Here is a 24,914-nt window from a genome sequence, read left to right as displayed (position 1 = left end):
TACGACATATCGTTTTGGCTGGCGCGCACGAGCCCAGCCTCATCTCCAGAGGAAGATGCAGGCATGTCGCCGAAGCCAAGCAAGCTGACGTCAGCGGTTCTTTATGCCGTCTTTATTTTCGGGGCCACACTTCCCAATCGAGAATTGATGAGGCTTGGACGTAGCCTTCAGCACCTTCAACAGGGTGCTGTCATGTCCGACGTTGTCTGTCTCCTCACCGGCCTCGGTTTCTTCGCGCTGATGGCGCTGTATGCCCGCGCGGCCGAGCGGCTTTGAGGGAGGCTGCCATGTCCCTCGATCTTCTTCTCGGCGGCATCTTCGCCCTGGGGCTCGCCGGCTATCTCGTCCTGGCGCTGCTCAAGCCCGAACGTTTCTAGGAGGCCGCACCCATGACGTTCAACGGCTGGCTCCAGATCACCATCATCCTCGCGGCCGTCCTGCTGGGGGCGGTGCCGCTCGGCGCCTCCATGGCCAAGGTTTATGCCGGCAAGCGCACCTTCCTCTCGCCTGTGCTCGGCCCCGTCGAGCGCGGCTTCTATGCCCTGGCGGGCGTCGACCCCGCTCGGGAGCAGAGCTGGCGCGCCTACGTGCTCGCCATGCTCCTGTTCAACGCGGCAGGTTTCGTGCTGCTCTACGCGATCCTAAGGCTGCAAGGCTTCCTACCGTTCAACCCGCAGGGCTTCGACGCCCTCTCGCCCGATCTTGCCTTCAACACCGCCGTCTCGTTCGTCACGAACACGAACTGGCAGTCCTATGGCGGCGAGACCACCATGAGCCACTTCTCGCAGATGGCAGGGCTGACGGTGCAGAATTTCCTCTCCGCCGCCACGGGACTTGCTCTGGCTGTGGCGCTGGTGCGGGGCTTCGCCCGCTCCAAGGCGGGGACCATCGGCAACTTCTGGGCCGACATGACCCGCTCGACCCTCTACGTGCTCCTGCCCCTCTCCTTGGTCACGGCGGTCCTGCTCGTGGCGCTCGGCGTGCCGCAGACCATGCTCGCCTCGGTGGACGCCACAACGCTGGAGGGTGCCAAGCAGACCATCGCCCTTGGGCCTGTCGCAAGCCAGATCGCGATCAAGCAACTCGGCACCAATGGCGGCGGCTTCTTCAATGTGAATGCCGCTCATCCCTTCGAGAACCCGACGGCGCTCGCGAACGCCCTCCAGGTCTGGCAGATGCTGGTGATCTCCGTCGCCGTGGTCTTCGCCTTCGGCCGGCTTGTCGGGGACAATCGGCAGGCGCGTGCGCTGGTCTGCGTCATGGGCGTGCTGCTGGTGGCGGGCATCGCCATCACCTATGCGGCGGAAGCGGCTGGCACGCCGATGCTGCACGCGGCGGGCATCAACCCGGCCGACGGCAACATGGAGGGCAAGGAGGTCCGCTTCGGGCTCGCCCTGTCCGCGCTGTGGGCCGCCGTGACCACGGGCCTCTCGTGCGGCGCGGTGAACGCCATGCACGCGAGCTTCACGCCCGTCGGCGGCCTGATTCCGATGTTCCTGATCCAGCTCGGCGAGATCCTGCCGGGCGGCGTCGGATCCGGGCTCTACGGCATTCTCGTCATGGCGATCATCGCCGTGTTCGTGGCGGGGCTGATGGTGGGCCGCACGCCCGAGTACCTCGGCAAGAAGATCGAGGCGAAGGAGGTCAAGATGGCGATGCTGGCCGTCCTGATCCTGCCGACCGCGATCCTGGGCTTCTCGGCCGTCGCCGCCGTGCTCCCGCAGGGATTGGCCGGGCTGCTGAACGCCGGACCGCAAGGGCTCTCGGAGATCCTCTATGCCTACTCGTCGGCGGCGGGCAACAACGGCTCCGCCTTCGCCGGACTGACCGCCAACTCGCCCTGGTACAACACGACGCTTGGGCTTGCGATGCTTTTGGGTCGCTTTGCCTACATCGTGCCGATGCTCGCCATCGCGGGCTCGCTGGCGGCGAAGACAAGGCTGGAGGCGTCAACGGGGACCTTCCCAACCCACGGCCCGCTGTTCATCGGTCTCCTGATCGGCGTGATCCTGATCCTCGGCGGCCTCCAGTTCTTCCCGGCTCTCGCCCTCGGCCCCATTGCCGAGCAGGTGCTGATGCTGGCCGGCAAAACCTTCTGACAGGTGCTCCATGAGCAAACACATCCAACCGACCATCTCGATGTTCGATGGGGCGATCCTGCGCCAGGCGGTCCTCGACGCCCTCAGGAAGCTCAATCCCGGCGACCTTATCCGCAACCCGGTCATCTTCGTGACAGAAGTGGTGGCCCTTCTGGTGACTGTTCTGTTCGTCCGTGACGTCGTGACAGGCGCCTCCGCGTTCTTCACCGGGCAGATCGCGGCCTGGCTCTGGTTCACGGTGATCTTCGCCAATTTTGCGGAAGCCGTCGCCGAAGGGCGCGGCCGGGCGCAGGCCGATACCCTGCGCCAAGCCCGCACCCAGACAATCGCCAAGCGGCTCCACGATCCCGCACACAAGGACCAGCATGTGAATGTGCCGGCCCTTGACCTCAAGGTGGGAGATCACGTGCTGGTCGAGGCCGGAGACCTGATCCCCGGGGACGGCGAGATCGTCGAGGGCATCGCCTCGGTCAACGAGGCCGCCATCACGGGTGAGTCCGCGCCCGTCATCCGCGAGTCGGGGGGCGACCGTTCCGCCGTCACGGGTGGCACGACGGTGATTTCCGATTGGCTGGTCATCCGCATCACGGCGGCATCTGGTTCCTCGTTCCTCGATCGGATGATTGCCCTCGTGGAGGGCGCCGAGCGCCAGAAGACACCGAACGAGATCGCCCTCAACGTCCTGCTCGCCGGCATGACCATCGTGTTCCTGATCGCCGTGGTGACGCTGTCCGGGCTGGGACGCTACTCCGGAGCCGACGTCCCGGTCCCGGTGCTCGTGGCGCTTCTCGTGACGCTGATCCCCACCACCATCGGCGGCCTTCTCTCGGCCATCGGCATCGCCGGAATGGATCGCCTGATCCGCTTCAATGTGCTCGCCATGTCTGGGCGGGCGGTGGAGGCGGCGGGCGACGTGGACACACTGCTCCTCGACAAGACCGGCACCATCACTTTCGGCAACCGCATGGCGTCGGAGATCATCCCTGTGTCCGGCGTCTCCGAGCGGGAGGCCGCAGAAGCCGCTCTTCTGGCCAGCCTCGCGGACGAGACGGCCGAAGGCCGCTCCATCGTCGCGCTGGTTCAGGACAAGTATTACGTCAGAGCGCCGGGGCAGGCGCCGGAGAATGCGCGCTTCATCGAGTTCTCGGCAACCACACGTCTCTCCGGCGTCGACCTCGGCGATAGGTCCCTGCGCAAGGGAGCCGTCGATGCCGTGCTCCGCTTCGTACGCGATGCCAGCGGGCGAACCGTGTCGGATCAGGGCTTCGCCGCCGCCGTGGACCGCATCGCCCGCTCCGGCGGAACGCCTCTGGGGTTGGCTGACGGAAACCGGTTGCTGGGCGTCATCCATCTCAAGGACGTGGTGAAGCCTGACATCAAGGAGCGTTTCTCCGAGCTGAGGCGCATGGGTATCCGCACCGTCATGGTGACCGGCGACAACCCTGTGACGGCGGCGGCGATTGCCTCGGAAGCGGGCGTCGACGATTTCATCGCCGAGGCGACCCCGCAGGACAAGCTCGATTATATCCGCAGGGCCCAAACGGAGGGCCGCTTGGTTGCCATGTGCGGCGACGGCACGAATGACGCTCCCGCCCTGGCGCAGGCCGATGTCGGGGTCGCCATGCAGTCTGGCACGCAGGCGGCCCGCGAGGCCGGCAACATGGTTGACCTCGACTCCAACCCGACCAAGCTCATCGAAATCGTCGGTATCGGCAAGCAGCTCCTGATGACGCGCGGCTCGCTGACGACATTCTCCATCGCGAATGACGTGGCCAAGTACTTCGCGATCATCCCGGCCTTGTTCGTGGCGGCCATTCCCGAACTCGGCGCGCTCAACGTCATGGGCCTGTCGACGCCGCAGAGCGCCATCCTGTCGGCGGTGATCTTCAACGCGCTGATCATCATCGCGCTGATTCCGCTGGCCCTGCGCGGCATTCCCTATCGTCCCCTCGGGGCCGCGACCCTGCTGCGGCGCAACCTTCTGGTCTACGGCCTCGGCGGGCTCGTCGTGCCCTTTATCGGCATCAAGATTATCGATCTCGCCGTCACGGCGATCGGCTGGGCCTGAGAGGAGCTGCCATGTCCCATCTTCGTCCCGCACTCGTTCTGCTCGTGCTGTTCACAGCCCTGACGGGGATCGTCTATCCCTTTGCCGTCACGGGCATCGCACAGCTCGTCTTCCCTGTGCAGGCGAACGGCAGCCTGATCGTACAGGACGGCCGTGTCGTCGGCTCGGATCTCATCGGGCAGGTATTCACGTCCGATCGCTATCTCTGGCCGCGGCCCTCCGCCACGGGCGGCGCCGATCCCACGGATCCCGCGAAGACAGTCGATGCGCCCTACAACCCGGCGGCCTCGACAGGCTCCAACCTGGGTCCGACCTCCGCGAAACTGGCGGACCGCCTGACGGCATCCTCCGAGGCTTGGCGCAAGGCGGGTCTGGCGCAACCGATCCCGGGCGATGCCGTGACCACCTCCGGCAGCGGTCTCGACCCGCACATCTCGCCGTCCTTTGCGTTGGCACAGGCGCCCCGCATCGCTGCGGCCCGGAACCTCCCGGAGGAGCAGATCAGGCAGGCGATCGAGACCGCGACCGAAGGGCTGACCTTCGGGATCTTCGGGGAACCTCGCGTCAACGTCCTGCGCGTCAACCGGGCCCTCGACGGGCTGGGTTCCCAACGAGGGCGCGATGTATCCTGAGACGATGGAGGGTTGAGCTCTCATGGCCCTGACCGAGATGCCGCGTGCCTCGCCCGACGCGCTGCTCACCCTGGCCAACCGGGAGGGACGCGGCCGTCTCAAGATCTTTCTCGGGGCGGCGCCCGGCGTGGGAAAGACCTATGCCATGCTCCAGGCGGCCCGGACGGCGCGCGAGGAAGGCATGGAGGTCATCGTCGGCCTCGTCGAAACCCACGGGCGCCAGGAAACGGAGGAACTCCTCCAGGGCTTGGAGATACTGCCCCGTCTTGCCGCTCCGTACCGCGGGCGGATGGTGCAGGAGTTCGATCTCGATGCCGCCTTGCTGCGCCATCCACGGCTCATCCTCGTCGACGAATATGCCCACACGAATGCTCCCGGTAGCCGTCATCCGAAGCGGTGGCAGGACATTGAGGAGTTGCTGGCGGCGGGGATCGACGTCTGGACGACACTGAACATCCAGCATCTCGAAAGCCTCAATGACGTGGTCCAACGCATCACGCGGGTCGGCGTGCGCGAGACCGTACCCGATGCGGTGTTCGACGAGGCAAATGAGCTGGTCCTTGTCGACCTGCCGCCGGACGAGCTTCTCAAGCGATTGGCTGAGGGCAAGGTCTATGTCCAGGACACGGCAGCACGGGCGGTCGACAACTTCTTCCGTCCCAACAACCTCGTTGCCTTACGCGAGCTCGCCTTACGTCGGGCCGCTGAGCGCATCGACAGTGACCTGCTCGAACGGATGCAGAGCAGCGGACTTGAGGGACCCTGGGCGGCAGGGGAGCGCATCCTGGTCTGTGTCGGTGCCGACGAGACCTCCCCGGCGGTGGTTCGTCATGCCAAAAGGCTGGCTGAGGCGATTGGTGCCCCCTGGCTTGCTGTGACCGTGGAGCGGCCAGGCGCGTTAATCGGGAGCGAGGGGCGGCGGCGCATCGATGAAACGCTCCAGCTTGCCGAGCGCCTCGGCGCCGAAGACGCTAAGACGCTCGTCGCAGATGATATGGTTCAGGAGCTTCTGCGGTTCGCCCGGTTTGAGAACGTCACCCAGATCGTGGTAGGACGATCCCGTGGTGGCTGGTGGTCCGAATTGGTTGGGCATTCCTTGCCCCATCAACTGGTTCACCACGCCGAGGACATCGCCATTCACGTCGTGACCGCCAAGGACGGGCAGGCCCAGGAGATGCGATGGTGGAACCGCCTCCCACGGATGAAGGTCAGCCAGTCATGGGCTCCGTTCCTATGGTCGGCCTTTGCTGTTGCTGCGGCTATTGTCGTCGGGCTGGCAATGACCTCTGTGGTTTCGCTGCCGAACGTCTCCATGATTTTCCTGGTGGCCGTGCTGTTCGCAGCGGTCCGGTTCGGAATCTGGCCTGCCGTCGTCAGCTCGATCCTATCGTTCCTCGGCTACAACTTCTTCTTCATCGATCCGGTCTACACCTTCACGGTCGCGCGCCCGCACGAGCTGCTGGCTCTGTTCATCTTCCTTGGCGCTGCCGTTTTGACCTCGGCCATTGCCGGACGGGCGCGGGAGCAGGCAGCGGCGGCGGTCAGCCGGGCCCGGGCGACGCGGCGGCTCTACGAGTTCACCCGCAGGCTGTCGAGCTTTCCTGATGCCAATGCGGTCGCCGAGGGAGCCGTCGTTGAATTGAACGGCTACCTCCACCGTCCGGCGGCCATCCTCCTGCCCACAGGCGATACGCTTGAGCTTGCAGCTTCCTGGCCCCCGGAAGATCAATTGGATACCGCCTCGGCATCGGCGGCTCGCTGGGCTTACGAGAAGGACGAGGCGGCTGGTGCTGGGACGGACACGCTGCCATCGGCGCGCTGGCTCTTCCTGCCTCTGCGCTCCTCCCATGGCCGTATTGGAGCCATGGGCCTTGCCCTCGATGGGAATATCCTGGACTCGGAAGCTCGGACCCTCGCCGAGACGGTGGCGGAGCTGACGGCAGCGGCCATGGAGCGGGCGCGGCTGGCACGGGAGATCACGGCAGCCCATACTGCGACCGAGACGGAACGGGTGCGCAACACGCTGCTGACCTCGATCAGCCACGACTTCCGCACGCCTCTCGCCTCCATCCTCGGTGCAGCGACCACTCTTAGTGACTACGGGCCGAAAATGACCGAGCGCGCACGGCAGGATCTGCTCGAACAGGTGAAGGACGAGGCGGAGCACCTCGATCGGATGGTCCGAAACCTGCTCTCGATGACACGCGTCGAGGCAGGAGCCCTCGAACTGCGCCGCGATTGGGTCGATGTCCGGGAGGCGTTCGACCGGGTTGTGGCTCTGGCCAAGAGAAGAGGCGCAACGCAAGCCTTTCGTCTCGAAATCGACCCGGAGCTGCCCTTTGTCTGGGCAGATCCCTCTCTGCTCGATCAGGCTCTGGCCAATATTGTTGGCAATGCCGTTCGCTACGCGGGACGGGATGCGAAGGTAGAGCTCGCGGCTCGCCGGGGTGGCGGAGAAGTCGTGCTCTCTGTGACGGACAATGGACCAGGCATCTCCTCAAGGCTGCTCCCCAAGGTTTTCGAGAAATTTGTCCGTGGTCGCCAACAAGATGGCGATGGGGGCGAAGGTACAGGGCTGGGATTGGCCATCGCGAAAGGGATTGTCGATGCGCATGGCGGAGCGATTACTGCTGACAGCCCCATCGCAGACGGCCACGGCACACGTGTCTCGATCCGGCTGCCGCTGAAGGAAGCAACATCATGACCAGCCCGATGCGAGTGCTCGTCATCGATGACGAACCGGCGATCTTCCGCTTCCTTAAACCAGCCCTCGAAGCGAATGAATACGAGGCCATCAGTGCCGGCACCGCCGCCGAAGGGCTGAAGCGCATCGCGGGAGAGGCTCCCGACGTCGTCGTGCTCGACCTCGGTCTGCCCGACATGGACGGCAAGGACGTGATCACCCGCGTGCGCGAATGGTCGGACGTGCCGATCATCGTGCTCTCCGCCCGCGACCGCGAGGCGGAGAAGATCGCGGCCCTTGATCTCGGGGCGGATGACTTTGTCAACAAGCCGTTCGGCATGGGCGAGCTCATGGCCAGGCTGCGGACGGCCTTGCGTCATCGCATGCAGCGCAAGGGCGAGACCCCGGTCGTCAGCGTCGGAGGATTGGAAATCGACATTCCCCGGCGCCGGGTGACGTGGCAAAGGGGCGAGGTGCTCCTCAGTCCGAAAGAGTTCGACCTTCTCGCGTTCCTGGCGGGGCATGCGGGCAAGGTGGTGACGCACAAGCAGATCCTCACTGCCGTCTGGGGCGCGGCACACGAGAGCGACACCCAATATCTTCGCGTCTATGTCGGCCAGCTCCGGCAGAAGATCGAGCCGAACCCGTCTGACCCGCGCTTTATTCTCACCGAACCGGGCATCGGCTACCGCCTGCTGGATGCCGTCTAGGCGCTGTCCCGGCAGGCGTCTTTATGCGGCGTTTATATCGGGCCCCTCACTTCCCAATCGATTTTTTATGCGGCCCTGGCCATGTCTGATCGGTGAGGTCGGGAGCCATTGCCGGCCTTGGGGCGCGGGTTGTCCGGTCCCGACCTATTTGGACAGCCGAGATGTGGCCAAAGCAAAATCCGGATCAGGACCTCCGCTCCCTTCTGTCTCGGATCGAGACAGCTTCCCAACCGCAGGCTGGCCTCGTGGCCGACGTCCTGCAATACGCCTGTCCCCGGCTCAAGTCGGCCATCGGGCCAGACACGCTCGTGCAGCGTCTTATCGAAGCTGAGGCTTGGGTTGATCTGGGCTTCCGGCTCATCGGCTGGGAGCTGCCCGATTGGGCAATTCATCGCCTGTCCTGCGACGACTGCCGCTGGAACTGCGCGATCTGCGTCCGCGGGCTGGCAATCAACTGGGTCGAGGACGTGGCCGAGTTCCAGCACGACGACCCGGCGCTCGCGATCTTCGGCGCTCTCGTGCAGGCCCAGATCCTGAAAGCCGAAGGGCGGGCTCCCAGCAATGTCACGGCGTTCCGGCGGATGGAGAGGTCCGAAGCGGCCTCCATGGGCCACGGAGCGGAGAAATAGATGACCGCAACGGCTTCCAGCCCGCCCCATCCCACGGAGCCAGCAGTCCAACCCACGGTTCCGCAGGCATCCGGATTTTGGACCCTGACGCTCGGCACGCTGGGGGTCGTGTACGGTGACATTGGCACGAGCCCCCTCTATGCCCTCAAGGAGTCGCTTGCGGCGGCCGCTGGCGGCGGAAGCCCAACCCGGGAGATGGTATTCGGCATCGTGTCGCTCATCCTTTGGGCGCTGATCTTCATTGTGACCGTCAAGTACGTGCTGTTCATCCTGCGCGCCGACAATAACGGCGAGGGCGGCACCCTCACCCTCATGGCGCTTGCCCAGAAGGCCATGGGCCACAACGTGTTCGTCATCACTCTGCTCGGCATGACTGGCGCTGCCCTGTTCTATGGCGACGCCATCATCACGCCAGCGATCTCGGTGCTCTCGGCCATCGAGGGTGTGACGCTCGTCACGCCCACCTTTGCGGAGTACGTGCTGCCGCTCAGCGGCCTCATCATGATCGCTTTGTTCGCGGTGCAGAGCCATGGCACCGCGAGGGTCGCAGCTTGGTTCGGCCCCATCATGGCGCTGTGGTTCGCTCTCATGGCAGTCGGCGGGCTGCTTCACATCGCCGATGATCCGAGCATTCTTGCCGCGATCAGCCCGACCTATGGTGTCGTGTTCCTCGCCACCCATGGCACGGCGGGCCTATTTGCTCTTGGGGCCGTGTTCCTGGCCGTCACCGGCGCCGAGGCACTCTATGCCGACATGGGCCATTTCGGTCGGCGCCCCATTCAGCTTGCCTGGCTCAGCTTTGTCCTACCCTGCCTCGCTCTGAACTATTTTGGTCAGGGGGCGCTGCTTCTCGACGATCCCGGCAAGATCGAGAACCCCTTCTTTCTGCTCTACCCGAATTGGGCATTGCTGCCGATGGTTGGCATAGCGACTGTTGCCACCATCATCGCGAGCCAAGCGGTGATCACGGGTGCTTTCTCGCTGACCCAGCAGGCGATCCAGCTCGGCCTTCTGCCACGGATGGAGATCCGTTGGACGTCAGAGACAGAGAGAGGCCAGATCTATGTGCCGAGGATCAATTTCCTGCTTCTGGGCGCCGTCTTGCTTCTGGTCGTCATGTTCAGAAGCTCAAGTGCCCTGGCGCATGCGTATGGTCTTGCGGTCACCGGAACGATGGTGGTGACTGCCATCATGGCATTCTTCGTGGTCTGGCGGTTCTGGAAGTGGCCGCTCTGGGCCTCGGCCGCCGTGCTCGTGCCCTTCCTAGTGGTCGACATGATCTTCCTGGCCGCCAATGCCCTGAAGATCCCGCAGGGAGGCTGGATGCCGCTGGTGGTCGGTGCGCTGCTGGTCCTGCTCATGCTGACTTGGCGACGCGGTACGCGCATTCTGTTCGAGAAAACCCGGAAAGTGGACGTGCCGCTGCTCGAACTGATCAGCATGTTGCAGAAGAGCCAGCCGCATCGGGTGAGGGGCACCGCCGTCTTCATGACCAGCGATCCTGAAGTTGCGCCGGCGGCGCTGCTGCACAATCTCAAACACAACAAGATCCTGCACGAGAAGAATGTGGTGCTGACGGTCAAGACCGCCGACGCTCCACGCGTGGCGGACGAGGAGCGCGTCCGGATCGAGCCTCTCGGGGACTCGTTCTGGCGCGTGGACATGACGTATGGCTACATGGAAGCCCCGAACATTCCGCGCGGGCTCGCTCTTCTGCGCAAGCAGGGCTTCAAGTTCGACATCATGGCGACCTCGTTCTTCGTCTCGCGCCGTTCGATCCGGCCCTCGGTGCATGGCGGCATGCCGTTCTGGCAGGACAAGCTGTTCATCAGCCTCGCCAAGTCGGCGAGCGACGCCACCGATTTTTTCCAGATCCCCACCGGACGGGTGGTCGAGGTTGGCACCCAGGTGACGGTCTAATCGCGCTGGAGCGGAAGACCAGGTCAGTCTGCGTCCAGCGGATCCGCTGGGACCGGAAGCCAATAGGACGGTTGCAGCACGACGCTGGTATCGATGTAGGCCAGCCATTTGCCCCTGAACCACACGCCGGTATGCCAACCACCCTGCTCAGGACAAAAGAGCAGGAGAGGCTTGTCATCCTCGGGTGGAGCGGTCGAGATCGGTTGACGCATCATGCGGGCACCCTGCGGCAGCGGGCTCTGTGCCGCAAGGAAAGCCTTCTAGGCAAGGGCGCAACCTGCCCGGTGGGAGGAATGTCCCTAGGAACGCGGAGAACGACTGCTTTTGGCACGTTTCAGACATAAGCCGAACGTCTGCCCGTGAGGCGAAAGCGGACAAAGGTCAGTTGTGTTCGCAAAAGAAAGGCCGCCTGAGTGGCGACCTCCTTCGGGTCGATTGCGGCAACAATCGGTCAATTGGGCCGAACTTTGGCTCTCATCTCAGTGACAGCGCCCCAAGCTGTCGTTACGAACACCCCGTCGTGCTTCCGCACGTGTCGCACTTCAGGCAGGTCCCGTTCCGCACCAGCGTGAAGTTCGCGCATTCTGGGCAGGCTTCGCCCACATAGCCCTTCATCTTTGCTTCCGCGCGCCGGTCGGCAAGGGAGGGGGCGGTGAAGGCGAGTTTGGCGAGGTCGGCTTCGCCGACTTTCTCCTCGGCCTTCGTTGCGGGTTCCTCCTTCAGCGCGGTGGCGCCCATGGTGAGGCCGGTGGTGCCCGTGCGGCCTGCTCCGACGCCGCCGGGGATCAGCATGAGGCGGTCGGAATTGCCGCGCACGAAGCCCTTGGAGATGTAGGGCGTGGCGGGAGCGGGCTCCGGCGCCTTCGACTGGGCTTCGCCCTGGCCGATGGTGGTGGGGCCGAGTTCCGACGGGTCGACATGGGCCAGGTCGTTGCGGGCCAGGTAGGAGATCGCAAGCTCGCGGAACACGTAGTCGAGGATCGAGGTCGCGCTCTTGATGCGCTCGTTGCCCTGGACGAAGCCGGCGGGCTCGAAGCGCGTGAAGGTAAAGGCCTCCACATACTCCTCCAGCGGCACGCCGTATTGCAGGCCGAGCGAGATCGCGATGGCGAAGTTGTTCATCATCGCCCGGAAGGCGGCGCCTTCCTTGTGCATGTCGATGAAGATCTCGCCGAGACGGCCGTCGTCGTATTCGCCAGTACGCAGATACACTTTATGGCCACCGACGACGGCCTTCTGGGTGTAGCCCTTGCGGCGGTCGGGCATCTTCTCGCGCTCCCGCACCGCGACCACGCGCTCAATCACCTTCTCGACGATCTTTTCCGAGAGGTTGGCGGCCTTCGCCGCCGCGGGGAGGGCGGCGAGCGCCTCGGCCGCATCCTCCGCATCCTCCTCCTCGTCCGCGATGAGGGCGGAGTTGAGGGGCTGCGAGAGCTTGGAGCCGTCGCGGTAGAGGGCATTCGCTTTCAGCGCCAGCTTCCACGAGAGCATGTAGGCGTTCTTGCAATCCTCGACCGTCGCATCGTTCGGCATGTTGATGGTCTTCGAGATCGCGCCCGAGATGAAAGGCTGTGCCGCCGCCATCATGCGGATGTGGCTGTCCACCGAGAGGTAGCGCTTGCCGATCTTGCCGCAGGGATTGGCACAGTCGAAGACCGGGTAGTGCTCGGGGTTCAGGTGCGGCGCGCCTTCGAGGGTCATCGCGCCGCAGATATGGATGTTAGCGGCTTCGATGTCGGCTTTCGAGAAACCGAGGAACGACAGCAGGTCGAAGGACGGATCGTTGAGTTTCTCGGCGGGCACGTTGAGCGTGCCGGTGAGGAAATCCTCGCCCAGCGTCCAGCGGTTGAACACGAACTTGATGTCAAAGGCCGATTTCAGGCCCTTCTCGACCGCGTCGATCTTCTCCGCCGTGAAGCCCTTCGCCGCAAGCGAGCCAGGGTTGATGGCGGGCGCCTGGCGCATGGAGCCGTGGCCCACAGCATAGGCCTCGATCTCGGCGATCTCGGACTCGCGATATCCGAGGACCCGAAGGGCATCGGGCACGGCGCGGTTGATGATCTTGAAGTAGCCGCCGCCGGCGAGCTTCTTGAACTTCACCAGGGCGAAGTCAGGCTCGATGCCGGTGGTGTCGCAATCCATCACGAGGCCGATCGTGCCGGTCGGCGCGATCACGGTGGCCTGCGCGTTGCGGTAGCCGTTCTTCTCGCCGAGTTCGAGGGCCTGATCCCATGCACGCTTGGCATGGGCGATCAGGTTCTCATCCGGGCAGGAGGCCGCATCGAGCGGCACGGGATCGACCCCGAGGCCTTCATAGCCGCTGCTCAGGCCATGCGCGGCACGGCGATGGTTGCGGATGACGCGCAGCATATGCTTCGCGTTCTTGTTGTATTGCGGGAACGGCCCGAGTTCGCCGGCCATCTCGGCGGAGGTGGCATAGGATACGCCGGTCATGATGGCGGTGAGAGCACCGCCGAGGGCGCGACCCGCGTCGGAATCGTAGGGCAGGCCCATGGTCATGAGCAGGCCGCCGATATTGGCGTAGCCAAGGCCGAGGGTGCGGTATTCGTAGGAGAGTTCGGCGATCTCCTTCGAGGGGAACTGCGCCATCATCACCGAGATTTCGAGCACCACCGTCCAGAGGCGGCAGGCATGTTCGAACGCATCGGCATCGAAGGTCTTGGTCTCGCGGTCATAGAACTGCAGCAGGTTCGCGGAGGCGAGGTTGCAGGCCGTGTCGTCCAGGAACATGTATTCCGAGCACGGGTTCGAGGCCCGGATGCGGCCGCCTGCGGGGCAGGTGTGCCAGTCGTTCATGGTGGTGTTGAAATGCAGACCCGGATCGGCGGAGGCCCAGGCCGCATAGCCGATCTGCTCCCACAGGTCGCGGGCCGTGAGGGTCTTCAGCACCTTGCCGTCCTTGCGGGCGGTCAGCTTCCAATCGCCGTCCTTCTCCACCGCGCGCAGGAAGTCGTCGGTGATCGAGACTGAGTTGTTGGAGTTCTGGCCCGAGACCGTGAGATAGGCCTCCGAGTCCCAATCCGTGTCGTAGATCGGGAAGTCGATATCCGTGTAGCCCTGACGTGCGAACTGGATGACGCGCTTGATGTAGTTGTCCGGGATCTGTACCCGGCGTGCCATCTTGATCTCTTTCTTGAGAGCTGGGTTCTTTTCCGGGTCGAAGCAGGCGTCGCCTTCAGCCTCGCAGTTCACGCAGGCCTTGAGGATCGCTTTCAGATGCTTGGCGGCAAGCTTGGAGCCGATGACGAGGGCCGCGACTTTCTGCTCCTCCTTCACCTTCCAGTCGATATAGGCCTCAATATCCGGGTGGTCGACGTCGACCACCACCATCTTGGCGGCGCGGCGGGTCGTACCGCCCGACTTGATGGCACCCGCGGCGCGATCGCCGATCTTGAGGAAGGACATCAGGCCGGAGGAGCGGCCACCGCCGGAGAGCTTTTCGCCCTCGCCGCGCAGGCGGGAGAAGTTGGAGCCTGTGCCGGAGCCGTACTTGAACAGGCGCGCCTCGCGGACCCAGAGGTCCATGATGCCGCCTTCGTTCACCAGATCGTCCTCGACGCCCTGGATGAAGCAGGCATGCGGCTGAGGATGCTCGTAGGCCGACTTGGACTTTGTCAGCTTGCCGGTCTTGTGGTCGACATAGAAGTGGCCCTGGCTTGGTCCGTCGATGCCATAGGCCCAGTGCAGGCCGGTGTTGAACCATTGCGGGGAGTTCGGTGCGACCATCTGGTTGGCGAGCATGAAGCGCAACTCGTCGAAAAATGCCTGCGCATCCTCCTCGGACGAGAAATAGCCACCCTTCCAGCCCCAATAGGTCCAGCAGCCGGCGAGCCGGTCGAAAACCTGCTTCGAGGAGATCTCGGATCCGTAGCGTTGCTCTTCCGGAAGCTTGGCCAGAGCGGCCTCGTCCGGCACGGAGCGCCACAGCCAGGAGGGGACGTCGTTCTCCTCGACGCGCTTCAGACAGGCAGGCACGCCAGCCTTGCGGAAATATTTCTGGGCCAGGACGTCGGACGCCACCTGGCTCCAGGTATCCGGAACCTCGATATCGTCGAGCTTGAAGACAACCGATCCGTCCGGATTGCGAATCTCGCTCGTGGCCAGCCGGAAGGCGAGGGAGGAATAGGGTGATTGCCCAGCTTTGGTATAACGCCGCTCGATCCGCATCGGTCTGATCCTTCAGTTCAGAGACAAAAAGCCTCCGGGCTGCGAAACTCGTCCGCAGCGCTTTGCCCCACTAAATTTTTTGACGCCCCCACGGTCCGTTTTTGTCGAACCGCCACACAGCACGCTCGAATACGCCTCCTTCGGGCACCACGGACCCCGCGGCATTCGCTCTGCCACGCGGCTCTGACGCTGACTCTCGGGAGATTCCAACCTCCCTTTTCAGGGGGGCTGCCGGTCTCGAAACGGCACTCCGGCAAGCTAGTCATTCCGTGAGCCTTACGTCAAGAACTTGTAGCGGTGGCCGTGGTTCCAACTATATATAGTGGGCAAATGTTAAAAATGTGGAAAAGTCACTAAGCCTCGGAGAATCCTTTCAGAATCCCAGGACATCTTCCGGGGAGGCAAAGCTGTGCCGACTTAATATGGGGACGGGTAGGCCTCCAATGGACCCGAAAATTTCGCCGTGCATGAAAATCTCGCCACGCGCTCCACTCCATCCCCAGGGACGGCAAAAGGGCGGAATTTTCCGGGCAAATCAGGAAAATGATCCAGCGAATCGCGGCGGCAACGAATGCGGGAATCAGAATTGGAATCACCTTGCGACGAAGGCTGGACTTCGCGCGGGCGTGAAGCCATATTCCGCGCACCTTCACGAACCCCTCCGGCGGCAGCGATGAAACAGTTCTGGACTCAGTTCTTCACCTGGTGGAACGGGACCACCCTGGGCACCCGATTCTATACGTGGCGACACGGCCAGTTCGTCGGCACGGATGAGTTCGGCAACAGGTACTATCGCGCCCTCGGGCCGCTGATCGACCCGTCCGTCGGGCCGGAGCGTCGCTGGGTCGTCTACAATGGCGACATGGATGCCTCCCGCGTGCCTCCGGGCTGGCGCGGCTGGCTGTGCCACAATTTCGAGCGTCCGCCGAGCGAGGAAGCCTACACCCCTCACGAGTGGGAGAAGCCCTACGTGCCCAACATGACGGGAACGGTGATGGCCTATCGTCCGTCCGGTTCCATGCTGTCCACGGGCAAGCGCCCCTCGGCGACCGGCGACTACGTTCCCTGGTCCCCCGGGGAGTAGGGGCTCCGCCGCCTCCGCAACATGTTGAACAGCAAAAGTCCCAAAGCCTGCATCGAGTGCGGACTGCCTTTCGGCCATCAGGATTTCGCCTACCATGCGGGGCGGGTCCAGAAGGGGCCGGCCTATTGGTCGGACCAGGGCATCCTCTGCTCTTATTCCTGCTCCGTAGTGCATTTCCTCCGCCGGGAGAAACAGGGCAACCCCATGATGGATCCGGCTCCGAACCCTCTCGAAAAGCGGTCTTTTTTCGACTGACGGCCGGTCGACCGTTTACCGGGGATGGAAGAAGGATTGGCGACGCAACGGCGCATCCTTGAACAGGCCGAACGCCTGGATCACGTGCCCCTGTGGCACATCGAGGTCACGGGCGACCCCGGAGCCCTTCAATACTCCCCCGCGCGTGTCCGGATCGACGTCGCGATGAGTGCCACCGTCGCCAAGGCGACAATTCTGGCAGCGGATGGGACCGAGGATTTGGCCGCCCTGGCCGATTCGATTCGACAGGGCCAGCGATCCGCCTCCCAGAAGACGGGCTCCGGCACCGATCTCGATCCTGTCGCCGCTCCCCGCCTTGATCGTGAATCCGCCTTCCTCCCCGATCTCGACACTCGAACCCAGGGTGACGATCCCGTCGGCGGCGACGATATGGGTGCCAGGAGCACATATCGTGCCTGATCCGATGGCAAGCCGGCCGGCGGACAGGCGCTGCAGGATGACATGGGGCCAGAGGACGACACCGTCTCCCAGCATGACATCCGGGGAGATCAGGACGGATTCGGGGGCCGGAATCATCACGCCCCGGCCGGCGAGCGCGGTCGTGGCCTCGAGGCTCAGGAAGCCGAGTGCGCGTCGCGCAGCATCACTGGTCGAGTTCATGGTCCCGAAATCTCCGCGGTTGCCGATCTGGCAACTCTAGATCATGCGCTGTCGAAGGCTATCCTTCCTATAGCGTCGGGCCGGAAGCGGCTTGCTCTTTTCGGGGCATCCGATGTTTCCCCCATTGAGGAGAGCATCGTGCCGCCAACAAGGCCGGGGCCACTTTTGCGCACGATGCTCGAGGCTTGCCCTTTTTCCAACACCGTTACCGTGTTAACGCGGGAACACGGCGCAAAAGACGGCCAAGCTTGGCTGTCTGATACGAGGCGTGGGCGAACACTATGAATTTCGGTTGGAAGCGAGCTGCTCTGGTGCTCGCAGCGGTCTTGGGCGGCACGAGTGTGGCCCATGCGGACAGGATCAAGAACCCGACGGGGGTCTTCTCGGGGCTCGACAAGATCACCGGGCGAATCGTGTCGTTCGAAGTGGGAGTGGGCGAGACGGTCCAGTTCGGCTCCTTGCAGATGAAGGCCGATGTCTGCTTCACCAAGCCGCCGACAGAGAACCCCAATACCACGTCGTTCGTGGAGGTTGACGAAACCGGCGGCGATGGAAAGCCACGCCGGGTCTTCTCGGGCTGGATGTTCGCTGGAAGCCCGGGCCTGCACGGGATCGAGCACCCCGTCTACGACATCTGGCTCGTGGATTGCAAAGGCGGTACGGAAGTCATCGCCGAGCCGAAGGACGTGGCGGAAGAGCCGCCGCCGATCGAAACCGAGACAAGGCGTCCCGTCGGTGCGGCACGACCCGGTGACATCATGAGCCCGCCCGTCGCGCCGGCGCAGGCGGCTCCATCTCCGCCTCCGGTCCAGGTGGCTCCGCTGCCCCGTCAGCAGCCTGTCCGGCGCGCGCCGGCAGCCCCGATCATCAACACCGACCGGCCGAACGACCACTAGGATTCGGTCGGCTCCGCGATGGCGGCAAGGGCTTCCTCGCCGCTGACGGTCGTTCCAGGCGGCCAGATATTCCAGTCTGCGTCCAGTTCCATGGCGTTGCGGAGCATCTGCTTATAGCTGCGCCTTGGCACCTCGATAGCCCCGAACTGCGCGAGATGAGGCGTCACGAACTGCGTGTCGAGCAGGGTGAAGCCACCCCGCTTGAGACGCGCCACAAGATGGGCAAGCGCCACCTTCGAGGCGTCGCGCTCCACATGGAACATGCTCTCGCCGAAGAACGCGCTTCTCAGGCGCACGCCATAAAGCCCGCCCACCAGACGTCCCGCCTCATAAACCTCGACCGTGTGGCAGTAGCCAGCGTCGAAAAGCTCACCATACAGTTCCCGGATCCGCCGGCTGATCCAGGTCTTCTCCCGGTCCGGTCCGGGCGCCGCGCAGGCGGCGATCACGGCGTCGAAATCCTCGTCGACTCGGACCTCGAAGCGATCGGATCGGATCGTGCGTGCCAGGCGCCTGCCGACGTGGAAACCATCGAGGGGGATGATGCCCCTTTCCCGCGGCTCAACCCAGAACAGGGAAGGATCGTCCGCATCCTCCGCCATGGGAAAAATTCCAGCGGCATAAGCCCTAAGGAGGATCTCAGGGGTAATTTCAAGAGCCCGATCCGAAGCCCTGCTCATCGATGATGACCTGCTGACAGCATTCTCGTCAGAGAATAGGGCGTCTGCGGGGAGTTGTCAGGCTGGAATGGTCACGCAAGCGAGAAGTTCGGTCGTGCCGCCGTTCAGATCCCGTCCCTGGTACTCGCATCGGGGGAAAACTGTGCGTCCGCCGGGCCGTTCATCTGGTCGGCTTGAGGTAGGCGGCTGCCATGTCGCGCAACTCGGATTCGCTCTTCACGGCTTTGGTCGCCAAGGCCCACAATTCATACTTTGTTGGGAGCCGCAAACCGAGGAAGCTCTCGAACCCGGCGTGTCCAAAGGTGTTCCTGAGCGATGCCATCGTGAAGCCTGTGTGATGGGCCATGTAGAGGTTTCCCCGACGCAATGACGGCCTGAAGCCATAGAGAATGTCGATCGGAGAGACGGGACCTGCCTGGCTTCGATAGATCGGGCTCTCGACGTCGCCGGAGGCAAGTCGCTCGCCCAGGGCCTGCAAGTCGGGACAGGTCACGATGGCGAGACCGTCAGGACGGAGGACCCGATGGAAAGCCGTGAAAGCCGTCGGGACATCATGGGGATAAAGATGCTCCACATTGTGGGACGAAAAGACGGCGTCGAAGCTTCCGGTTCGGACCTGCGCCAGCTCCGGGAGGCTGTCGACGATGTCGGGCCGGACTCTCTCGTCGATGTCGAGCGTCACCTCCTCCCACGCCGGTGAAGCGAAGGCCTCGACCGTGTGTTCCCTGCGCTTCGCGCCGCAGCCGACGTGGAGAAATCGAGGCATGTAGAAGCTTTCCGATGGGTGGATGCATCGGAAAGCTAGAGTCAGTGCAACGCTATATCAAGCCTGGTCGGCGTTCTCGATACCGCCCGTCTTCAGGAAGTTCTCGAGCCAATGGATGTCGTACAGGCCGTTCTGGATATCCGGGTTGCGGACCAGTGTTCGGAACAGGGGCAGGGTGGTATCGACGCCGTCCACGACGAACTCGTCGAGCGCGCGCCGCAGACGCATGAGGCATTCATTGCGTGTGCGGCCATGCACGATGAGCTTTCCAACGAGGGAGTCGTAGTGCGGTGGAATGCGATAGCCCTGATAGGCAGCCGAATCCACACGCACGCCGAGACCGCCCGGCGGATGGAAATAGCTGATCGTGCCCGGCGAGGGACGGAAGGTGGAGTGATGTTCGGCGTTCACGCGGCACTCGATCGCGTGGCCCTCGATCTTGATGTCGCTCTGCTTGACCGACAGAGGGGCCCCGGCGGCGACACGAATCTGCTCGTTCACCAGGTCGATCCCCGTAATCATCTCGGTGACCGGGTGCTCCACCTGGATGCGGGTATTCATTTCGATGAAGTAGAATTCACCGTCCTCGTAAAGGAACTCGATGGTTCCAGCGCCGGCATATTGCAACTCCTGCATCGCCTTCGCCACGACACCGCCGATGCGCTCGCGCATCTCGACGTTGAGTGCGGGCGATGGACCCTCTTCCCAGACCTTCTGGTGCCGGCGTTGAAGGGAGCAGTCACGCTCACCCAGGTGAATGGCGTTGCCCTTGCCGTCGCCAAGGACCTGGATCTCGATGTGCCGCGGCTTCTCGAGATATTTCTCGATGTAGACGGCATCGTCGCCGAAAGCGGCCTTCGCCTCTGTCTTGGCGGTCTGGAGGGCGTGGACGAGATCCTCCTCGGAGCGGGCAACTTTCATGCCGCGTCCGCCGCCGCCGGCGGCAGCCTTGATGATGACCGGATAGCCGATATCCTTGGCGACGCGCTTGGCCTCGGCCTCGTCGGTGATCCCGCCCTCCGAGCCTGGAACGCAGGGAATGCCGAGGCGTTTGGCGGTGCGCTTGGCCTCGATCTTGTCGCCCATGATGCGGATGTGTTCCGCCTTAGGGCCGATGAATGCGATGTGATGATGCTCCAGCACCTCGGCGAAACGAGCATTCTCGGACAGGAAGCCATAGCCCGGATGGACCGCATCCGCACCGGTGATCTCGCAGGCGGCGATCAGGGCCGGGATATTGAGATAGCTGTCGCGGGCGGCCGGCGGCCCGATGCAGACGCTCTCGTCCGCAAGGCGCACGTGCATGGCATCCGCATCGGCCGTGGAATGCACGGCGACAGTGGCAATTCCGAGTTCCTTCGCCGCCCGCAGAATGCGCAAGGCGATCTCGCCGCGGTTGGCGATGAGGATCTTGTCGAACATCGCCGTCACTCGATCACGAGCAGCGGCTCGCCGTACTCGACCGGCGTTCCGTCCTCGACGAAGAGGGCTGTCACGGTCCCTGCGCGCGGTGCCGTGATCTCGTTGAACGTCTTCATGGCCTCAACGAGGAGGAGCTTGTCGCCGGCTGCAACCTTGGAGCCGACCTCTACGAAAGGCTTCGCCTCCGGTGAAGGGCGCCGATAGGCAGTGCCGACCATCGGCGAAAGCACGGCGCCAGGGTGGGCTGCGACGGATTTCGCAGAGGGGACTTCCGCAGCCACCGGCGGCGGCGCGACCACCGGGGCTGGAGCAGAAAGTGCCGGAGCCGCGACAGGAACTGTGACGGCAGCGGTAACCGTTCTCGCCACGCGGATGCGAAGGTCGCCCTTCTCCACTTCGATCTCGGTGAGATCGGTGTCGGCGATCAGGGTCGCCAGCTCACGCACGAGATCGGGATCGAAAGGGTTGTCCTTGGCCATGGGGCTCACCTCTTATTCTTGAGGAATTCAATGGGTGGAAGGCTTCGCTTGCTGCGAGCGCTCGATCATCACGCGGTGGATCGCCTCGAGGCCCAGCAGATAGCTCATCGAGCCGAAACCGCAGATCACGCCCACGCAGACCGGAGCAATCAGCGACCGGTGTCGGAAGCTGTCGCGGGCATGAACATTGGAGATATGAACCTCGACCGTGGGAACGCCGCTGCCGGCAATGGCATCCCTCAACGCGATCGAGGTGTGGGTATATGCGCCAGCGTTGATCACCACGCCGGCTCCCTGGGCGCCCGCTTCCTGGATCCAATCGACCAGATTTCCTTCGTGATTGGATTGGCGGAACGTGATCGAGACGCTCAACGCCTCCGCCTTCTCGCGCACGAGCTGTTCGACGTCCGGCAGGGTCAGCCTGCCATAGATGTCGGGCTCCCTGCGTCCGAGCAGGTTGAGGTTCGGTCCGTTGAGGACGTGGACGTTGATCATGGCGCGTGGAGCATTCCAGAAGGCTCCGGTAAATGGAGCCGAAGCGCCCTCTTAGCCAAAAGGCGAAGCCGGGGAAAGGGGAAAACCAATCCTTTCCAAAGCTTAGCTTGACCGATCTGAAGGTGGATATCCCAGGACGTGGCCCGGCCCGGTGCTTCCTGCGGTCTGGTTGGTCAGCAATTCGCCTTGCCGCACTGGCGCACGTTGGCGACGACATGCTTCAGAGGCTCGAGGCCGACGGCTCCGGGAATGACCTCATCCCCGATGATGAAGGCCGGAGTTCCCGTCAGGCCGAGCTTGTCGCCAAGGCCGGCATTCTCCTGCAGGGCGCTGCGCACCTCGGCGCTCGCCATATCCTTCTGGAGGCGGGCCATGTCGAGGCCCATGTCCTTGGCGACGGAGAGCGCCCGCTCGCCATTGACCCGGCCGCGGGTGCCCAGAAGCTTGGTGTGGTAATCGAACAGCTTTTCGCCCTGAAGCTGGTTCTTGACCGCGAGCCCGACCCGGCTGGCCTCCACGGAGTCAGGTCCGAGGACAGGGAAATCCTTCAAGACGACCCGGAGCTTCGGGTCACTCTTCACGAGGGTCTGGACGTCGGCGAGCGCCTGCTTACAGTAGCCGCAATTGTAATCGAAGAACTCGACCAGCGTCACGTCTCCGGCCGGGTTGCCGACCACCAGCGAATGGGGCGCGCTGAGCAGGGGCTCGCGCGTCTCCTTAAGGGCGCTCGCCTGGGCCACCCGCTGGTTCTCCGCCTGACGTTTCTCCAGTTCGGCGATGACCTCCTGGAGAAGCTCGGGATTCTTGAGCAGGTAATCCCGGACGATCTCGCCGATCGCCTGGCGCTGCTGATCGGAGAAATCAGCTTTCTGAGCCATGGCGGGCGCGGCAAACGCGACGCCGGCAAGGACGAGAGCGGCCTGGCAGGATTTGAGAAGCGAAAAGCGCATTGTCCGTCCTTTGCGGGGGCTCGACGCGGGCCCGGGCGAAAATGGGGCCCGGCATCCGGCAGATTGGCAACAGGTCATTCGGCGCTCGGTACCGGTACCGAAGACCATCCACATATGGGGCGAGAGTTACGGCTTTGCCGACGGGGCGTCAATTCACGCCTTCGTGGACGCGAAGCGCCTTGAGGCCCGGCGCTCAAGGCGATACGACCCCATCCATGACAAAGACCCTGCCAGACCTCCTCCTGCCCTCCGTCGCCCGTCGCATGGAACGCGTGTCCTCCTTCCTTGCCATGGATGTCCTGAGCGCAGCCGCGGCAAAGGAAAGGCGAGGGGAGAGCGTCATTCACATGGAAGTCGGCCAGCCGTCGGCGTCGGCGCCGCGGGCCGCCCGGGAGGCTGCCAAAGCCGCGCTGGAGCACGGCCGCATCGGCTATACCGAAGCTCTCGGCATGGCAGCCCTGCGCGAGCGCATCGCGCGACACTACCGGGATACCTATGGCGTCGGCCCGTCCCCTGAGCGCGTGATCGTGACCACCGGGTCCTCGGCCGGTTTCGTGCTGGCCTTCCTGAGCCTCTTCGATCAAGGTCAGCGGGTTGCGATCACGGCACCGGGCTATCCGGCTTACCGGAACATTCTGGAAGCCCTCGACCTGGAGCCCGTGGTCATCCCGCTGACAAAGTCTGACGGCTGGATCATGACGGCCGACGCGGTGGCGCGGGCCCATGCGCAAAAGCCTATCCATGGTATCCTTGCGATGAGCCCGGCGAACCCGTCCGGCACCATGATCGGCCGCGACGCGCTGGGAGACCTTGGCGAAACCTGCCGCAGGCTGGGGCTCTGGTTCGTCTCGGATGAAATCTATCACGGGCTGACATATGGCGAAGCCGCGACGACGGCCCTCGGCACCGACGACGACGCGGTCGTGATCAACTCGTTCTCGAAATATTACTGCATGACCGGCTGGCGCATCGGCTGGATTGTGGTGCCAGATCGCCTGGTGCGGCCCATTGAGCGGCTGGCGCAGAACCTTTACATCTCGCCGCCCTACCTTTCCCAGGTCGCCGCTCTGGCGGCCTTCGACGCTATCGATGAACTGGAGGCCGTGAAGGCGACCTACGCCGACAACCGCGCGATGCTTCTGGAGGAACTGCCGAGGCTCGGCATCACCGAGATGCATCCGGTGGACGGCGCCTTCTACATCTATGCGGATATCGCCCGCTTCACGAACGATTCCATCGGATTTTCGAAGCGCATGCTGGAGGAGGCGGGGGTAGCCGCGACTCCCGGCCTCGATTTCGACCCTGTTGAAGGCTCGCATTACCTACGGCTCTCCTTCGCAGGGTCCGGAGCGGATTGCCGCGAGGCCATCAACCGACTGCGGTCGTGGATCGGGCGCGGGGCATAGCCGCGTCCTCTCGACATTCCATTCCCTGAGAGAATTGCACCATCGTCATGAATGCGATCGACCCCAACCTGCCGGTCCGCCAGTGCACGATCGGCGCCGATGTCTTTCATTATGCCGATGCCGGCGCCGGCGACCCGGTGTTGTTTCTGCACGGCGCCCTCGGCGACCGGCGGACTTTCGAGCCGCACGCGGCGATCCTGTCGCGCCGCTTCCGCTGTCTTTCCCTGACCCAGCGTTACTTTGGTGACGTCGGTTGGCGCACGGATGGTCCGCGTTTCGGCGTGGCGACCCATGCCCGGGATCTTGCCGCCTTTCTCGACGCGCTCGGCCTTGGTCCCGTTGACCTCGTGGCATGGTCCTATGCGGGGCACGCGGCGCTGGAGGCCGCGCTGACCCGCCCGGACCTCTTTCGCCGGATCCTGGCGTACGAACCCGGTGTCCGGACGATACCGCTGCCACCGGAGGATCTCGCGTGCTTCCAGGACGATGCGCAGTCGGCATTCGGGCCGATCTTCGAGGCCGTAGCACAGGGAAAACTGAAAGAATCGGTCCAGCGCCTGATCGATGCCTCCGGCGGCCCGGGCCATTTCGATGCCGCTCCGGCCGAGCGTCGCCGAGTGATGCTGGAGAACGCCCATACGATGCCGCTCCTCCTCAGCCAGGAGGAGCCGCCCGCGATGAGTTGCGAAGCGCTTCGCGGACTTCAGGTTCCCGTCACGATCGCGTGGGGAGCGAAGACGCGACCTCTGTTCAAGATCCCGGCGCAGGCCGTGTCGCGCTGCGTTGGAACGGGCCGGGCGGTCGAGATACCGGAGGTCGGCCATCTCTGGCCCGATGATGATCCGCCAGCCTTCGCCGCCTTCGTCGAGCGGTGGCTCGGCGGGAAGCTCTGACGGGCTCGTTCTCCAGCGAACGAAAATCCCCGGCGCGA

22 protein-coding genes are annotated in these 24,914 nt (G+C 63.9%); 13 read left to right on the top strand and 9 right to left on the bottom strand.

Going from position 1 to position 24,914, the window contains the following annotated elements; translation table 11 throughout:
* Window positions 1-63: 63 nt before the first annotated feature.
* From AC522E_RS10730 to AC522E_RS10690, 9 genes are all read left to right on the top strand, one after another.
* Window positions 64-276, top strand: coding sequence for a hypothetical protein (locus AC522E_RS10730; protein ID WP_500750435.1), 213 nt, complete (start codon window positions 64-66; stop codon window positions 274-276).
* 11 nt (window positions 277-287) lie between these two features.
* Window positions 288-377: a K(+)-transporting ATPase subunit F gene (gene kdpF, locus AC522E_RS10725; protein WP_500750433.1), complete on the top strand. Its 90-nt coding sequence runs from the start codon at window positions 288-290 to the stop codon at window positions 375-377.
* Window positions 378-389: 12 nt separating this feature from the next.
* Complete coding sequence (gene kdpA / locus AC522E_RS10720) at window positions 390-2,099, top strand: potassium-transporting ATPase subunit KdpA (RefSeq protein ID WP_500750432.1); 1,710 nt, start codon at window positions 390-392, stop codon at window positions 2,097-2,099.
* A gap of 10 nt (window positions 2,100-2,109) precedes the next feature.
* Window positions 2,110-4,167: a potassium-transporting ATPase subunit KdpB gene (kdpB, locus tag AC522E_RS10715; protein ID WP_500750431.1), complete on the top strand. Its 2,058-nt coding sequence runs from the start codon at window positions 2,110-2,112 to the stop codon at window positions 4,165-4,167.
* 11 nt (window positions 4,168-4,178) lie between these two features.
* Window positions 4,179-4,799 carry a potassium-transporting ATPase subunit KdpC gene (gene kdpC / locus AC522E_RS10710; RefSeq protein WP_500750430.1) on the top strand — a complete coding sequence of 207 codons (621 nt, stop codon included), beginning with the start codon at window positions 4,179-4,181 and terminating at the stop codon, window positions 4,797-4,799.
* A gap of 22 nt (window positions 4,800-4,821) precedes the next feature.
* Window positions 4,822-7,503, top strand: a complete 2,682-nt coding sequence (locus AC522E_RS10705) for a DUF4118 domain-containing protein (RefSeq protein ID WP_500750429.1) — start codon at window positions 4,822-4,824, stop codon at window positions 7,501-7,503.
* Window positions 7,500-8,192, top strand: coding sequence for a response regulator (locus AC522E_RS10700; RefSeq protein ID WP_500750428.1), 693 nt, complete (start codon window positions 7,500-7,502; stop codon window positions 8,190-8,192). Before AC522E_RS10705 ends, AC522E_RS10700 begins: the two co-directional genes overlap by 4 nt.
* A 245-nt stretch (window positions 8,193-8,437) precedes the next feature.
* A complete protein-coding gene (locus AC522E_RS10695) occupies window positions 8,438-8,821 on the top strand; it encodes a hypothetical protein (protein WP_500750427.1) in 384 nt (127 codons plus the stop codon).
* Complete coding sequence (locus AC522E_RS10690) at window positions 8,822-10,741, top strand: potassium transporter Kup (protein WP_500750426.1); 1,920 nt, start codon at window positions 8,822-8,824, stop codon at window positions 10,739-10,741.
* A gap of 23 nt (window positions 10,742-10,764) precedes the next feature.
* Here AC522E_RS10690 and AC522E_RS10685 read toward each other — a convergent pair whose 3' ends face one another.
* Both AC522E_RS10685 and AC522E_RS10680 read right to left on the bottom strand, forming a co-directional pair.
* Window positions 10,765-10,956, bottom strand: coding sequence for a hypothetical protein (locus AC522E_RS10685; RefSeq protein WP_500750425.1), 192 nt, complete (start codon window positions 10,954-10,956; stop codon window positions 10,765-10,767).
* A 289-nt stretch (window positions 10,957-11,245) separates the two neighbouring features.
* Window positions 11,246-14,929 (bottom strand): vitamin B12-dependent ribonucleotide reductase, encoded by a 3,684-nt coding sequence (locus AC522E_RS10680; protein ID WP_500750424.1) that lies wholly within the window; start codon window positions 14,927-14,929, stop codon window positions 11,246-11,248.
* Between the two features lie 673 nt (window positions 14,930-15,602).
* Here AC522E_RS10680 and AC522E_RS10675 point away from each other — a divergent pair.
* Window positions 15,603-16,013: an NADH:ubiquinone oxidoreductase subunit NDUFA12 gene (locus AC522E_RS10675; RefSeq protein WP_500750423.1), complete on the top strand. Its 411-nt coding sequence runs from the start codon at window positions 15,603-15,605 to the stop codon at window positions 16,011-16,013.
* Between the two features lie 270 nt (window positions 16,014-16,283).
* Here AC522E_RS10675 and AC522E_RS10670 read toward each other — a convergent pair whose 3' ends face one another.
* Window positions 16,284-16,889, bottom strand: coding sequence for a hypothetical protein (locus tag AC522E_RS10670; protein ID WP_500750422.1), 606 nt, complete (start codon window positions 16,887-16,889; stop codon window positions 16,284-16,286).
* Between the two features lie 281 nt (window positions 16,890-17,170).
* On the opposite strand from AC522E_RS10670, the gene AC522E_RS10665 reads away from it, so the two are divergent.
* Complete coding sequence (locus tag AC522E_RS10665) at window positions 17,171-17,785, top strand: DUF2155 domain-containing protein (protein WP_500750421.1); 615 nt, start codon at window positions 17,171-17,173, stop codon at window positions 17,783-17,785.
* Here the strand turns inward: AC522E_RS10665 and aat are convergent.
* The 6 genes from aat to AC522E_RS10635 all read right to left on the bottom strand — a co-directional run bounded on the left by aat (window position 17,782) and on the right by AC522E_RS10635 (window position 22,577).
* Window positions 17,782-18,465, bottom strand: a complete 684-nt coding sequence (gene aat / locus AC522E_RS10660; protein WP_500750420.1) for a leucyl/phenylalanyl-tRNA--protein transferase — start codon at window positions 18,463-18,465, stop codon at window positions 17,782-17,784. The two genes, AC522E_RS10665 and aat, sit on opposite strands and share 4 nt — an antisense overlap.
* Before the next feature lie 160 nt (window positions 18,466-18,625).
* A complete protein-coding gene (locus AC522E_RS10655) occupies window positions 18,626-19,231 on the bottom strand; it encodes a class I SAM-dependent methyltransferase (RefSeq protein WP_500750419.1) in 606 nt (201 codons plus the stop codon).
* A 57-nt stretch (window positions 19,232-19,288) separates the two neighbouring features.
* Window positions 19,289-20,653, bottom strand: a complete 1,365-nt coding sequence (accC, locus tag AC522E_RS10650; RefSeq protein WP_500750418.1) for an acetyl-CoA carboxylase biotin carboxylase subunit — start codon at window positions 20,651-20,653, stop codon at window positions 19,289-19,291.
* Between the two features lie 5 nt (window positions 20,654-20,658).
* A complete protein-coding gene (accB, locus tag AC522E_RS10645; protein ID WP_500750417.1) occupies window positions 20,659-21,132 on the bottom strand; it encodes an acetyl-CoA carboxylase biotin carboxyl carrier protein in 474 nt (157 codons plus the stop codon).
* A gap of 27 nt (window positions 21,133-21,159) precedes the next feature.
* Window positions 21,160-21,627, bottom strand: a complete 468-nt coding sequence (aroQ, locus tag AC522E_RS10640) for a type II 3-dehydroquinate dehydratase (RefSeq protein WP_500750416.1) — start codon at window positions 21,625-21,627, stop codon at window positions 21,160-21,162.
* Between the two features lie 173 nt (window positions 21,628-21,800).
* A complete protein-coding gene (locus AC522E_RS10635; protein WP_500750415.1) occupies window positions 21,801-22,577 on the bottom strand; it encodes a DsbA family protein in 777 nt (258 codons plus the stop codon).
* A gap of 215 nt (window positions 22,578-22,792) precedes the next feature.
* Here AC522E_RS10635 and AC522E_RS10630 point away from each other — a divergent pair, with 215 nt between their 5' ends.
* Both AC522E_RS10630 and AC522E_RS10625 read left to right on the top strand, forming a co-directional pair.
* Entirely contained in the window at window positions 22,793-23,983 is a 1,191-nt protein-coding gene (locus tag AC522E_RS10630) for a pyridoxal phosphate-dependent aminotransferase (protein WP_500750414.1), read from the top strand.
* A 47-nt stretch (window positions 23,984-24,030) separates the two neighbouring features.
* The gene (locus tag AC522E_RS10625) at window positions 24,031-24,876 is read left to right on the top strand and encodes an alpha/beta fold hydrolase (protein WP_500750412.1); all 846 of its coding nucleotides are present in this window, start codon (window positions 24,031-24,033) and stop codon (window positions 24,874-24,876) included.
* The last annotated feature ends 38 nt before the right edge of the window (window positions 24,877-24,914 follow it).

The sequence above is a fragment of the Microvirga sp. BF8 genome (genome assembly GCF_059888585.1).
The sequence above is the reverse complement of the archived record's forward strand: the minus strand, read 5'-3'. Positions and strand labels throughout refer to the sequence as shown.

What these genes read in the sequence shown, in the direction of transcription:
- AC522E_RS10730 (WP_500750435.1), top strand. Translation starts at nt 64, where the DNA reads ATGTCGCCGAAGCCAAGCAAGCTGACGTCAGCGGTTCTTTATGCCGTC.
- kdpF (WP_500750433.1), top strand. Translation starts at nt 288, where the DNA reads ATGTCCCTCGATCTTCTTCTCGGCGGCATCTTCGCCCTGGGGCTCGCC.
- kdpA (WP_500750432.1), top strand. Translation starts at nt 390, where the DNA reads ATGACGTTCAACGGCTGGCTCCAGATCACCATCATCCTCGCGGCCGTC.
- kdpB (WP_500750431.1), top strand. Translation starts at nt 2,110, where the DNA reads ATGAGCAAACACATCCAACCGACCATCTCGATGTTCGATGGGGCGATC.
- kdpC (WP_500750430.1), top strand. Translation starts at nt 4,179, where the DNA reads ATGTCCCATCTTCGTCCCGCACTCGTTCTGCTCGTGCTGTTCACAGCC.
- AC522E_RS10705 (WP_500750429.1), top strand. Translation starts at nt 4,822, where the DNA reads ATGGCCCTGACCGAGATGCCGCGTGCCTCGCCCGACGCGCTGCTCACC.
- AC522E_RS10700 (WP_500750428.1), top strand. Translation starts at nt 7,500, where the DNA reads ATGACCAGCCCGATGCGAGTGCTCGTCATCGATGACGAACCGGCGATC.
- AC522E_RS10690 (WP_500750426.1), top strand. Translation starts at nt 8,822, where the DNA reads ATGACCGCAACGGCTTCCAGCCCGCCCCATCCCACGGAGCCAGCAGTC.
- AC522E_RS10685 (WP_500750425.1), bottom strand. Translation starts at nt 10,956, where the DNA reads ATGATGCGTCAACCGATCTCGACCGCTCCACCCGAGGATGACAAGCCT.
- AC522E_RS10680 (WP_500750424.1), bottom strand. Translation starts at nt 14,929, where the DNA reads ATGCGGATCGAGCGGCGTTATACCAAAGCTGGGCAATCACCCTATTCC.
- AC522E_RS10675 (WP_500750423.1), top strand. Translation starts at nt 15,603, where the DNA reads ATGAAACAGTTCTGGACTCAGTTCTTCACCTGGTGGAACGGGACCACC.
- AC522E_RS10670 (WP_500750422.1), bottom strand. Translation starts at nt 16,889, where the DNA reads ATGAACTCGACCAGTGATGCTGCGCGACGCGCACTCGGCTTCCTGAGC.
- AC522E_RS10665 (WP_500750421.1), top strand. Translation starts at nt 17,171, where the DNA reads ATGAATTTCGGTTGGAAGCGAGCTGCTCTGGTGCTCGCAGCGGTCTTG.
- aat (WP_500750420.1), bottom strand. Translation starts at nt 18,465, where the DNA reads ATGAGCAGGGCTTCGGATCGGGCTCTTGAAATTACCCCTGAGATCCTC.
- AC522E_RS10655 (WP_500750419.1), bottom strand. Translation starts at nt 19,231, where the DNA reads ATGCCTCGATTTCTCCACGTCGGCTGCGGCGCGAAGCGCAGGGAACAC.
- accC (WP_500750418.1), bottom strand. Translation starts at nt 20,653, where the DNA reads ATGTTCGACAAGATCCTCATCGCCAACCGCGGCGAGATCGCCTTGCGC.
- accB (WP_500750417.1), bottom strand. Translation starts at nt 21,132, where the DNA reads ATGGCCAAGGACAACCCTTTCGATCCCGATCTCGTGCGTGAGCTGGCG.
- aroQ (WP_500750416.1), bottom strand. Translation starts at nt 21,627, where the DNA reads ATGATCAACGTCCACGTCCTCAACGGACCGAACCTCAACCTGCTCGGA.
- AC522E_RS10635 (WP_500750415.1), bottom strand. Translation starts at nt 22,577, where the DNA reads ATGCGCTTTTCGCTTCTCAAATCCTGCCAGGCCGCTCTCGTCCTTGCC.
- AC522E_RS10630 (WP_500750414.1), top strand. Translation starts at nt 22,793, where the DNA reads ATGACAAAGACCCTGCCAGACCTCCTCCTGCCCTCCGTCGCCCGTCGC.
- AC522E_RS10625 (WP_500750412.1), top strand. Translation starts at nt 24,031, where the DNA reads ATGAATGCGATCGACCCCAACCTGCCGGTCCGCCAGTGCACGATCGGC.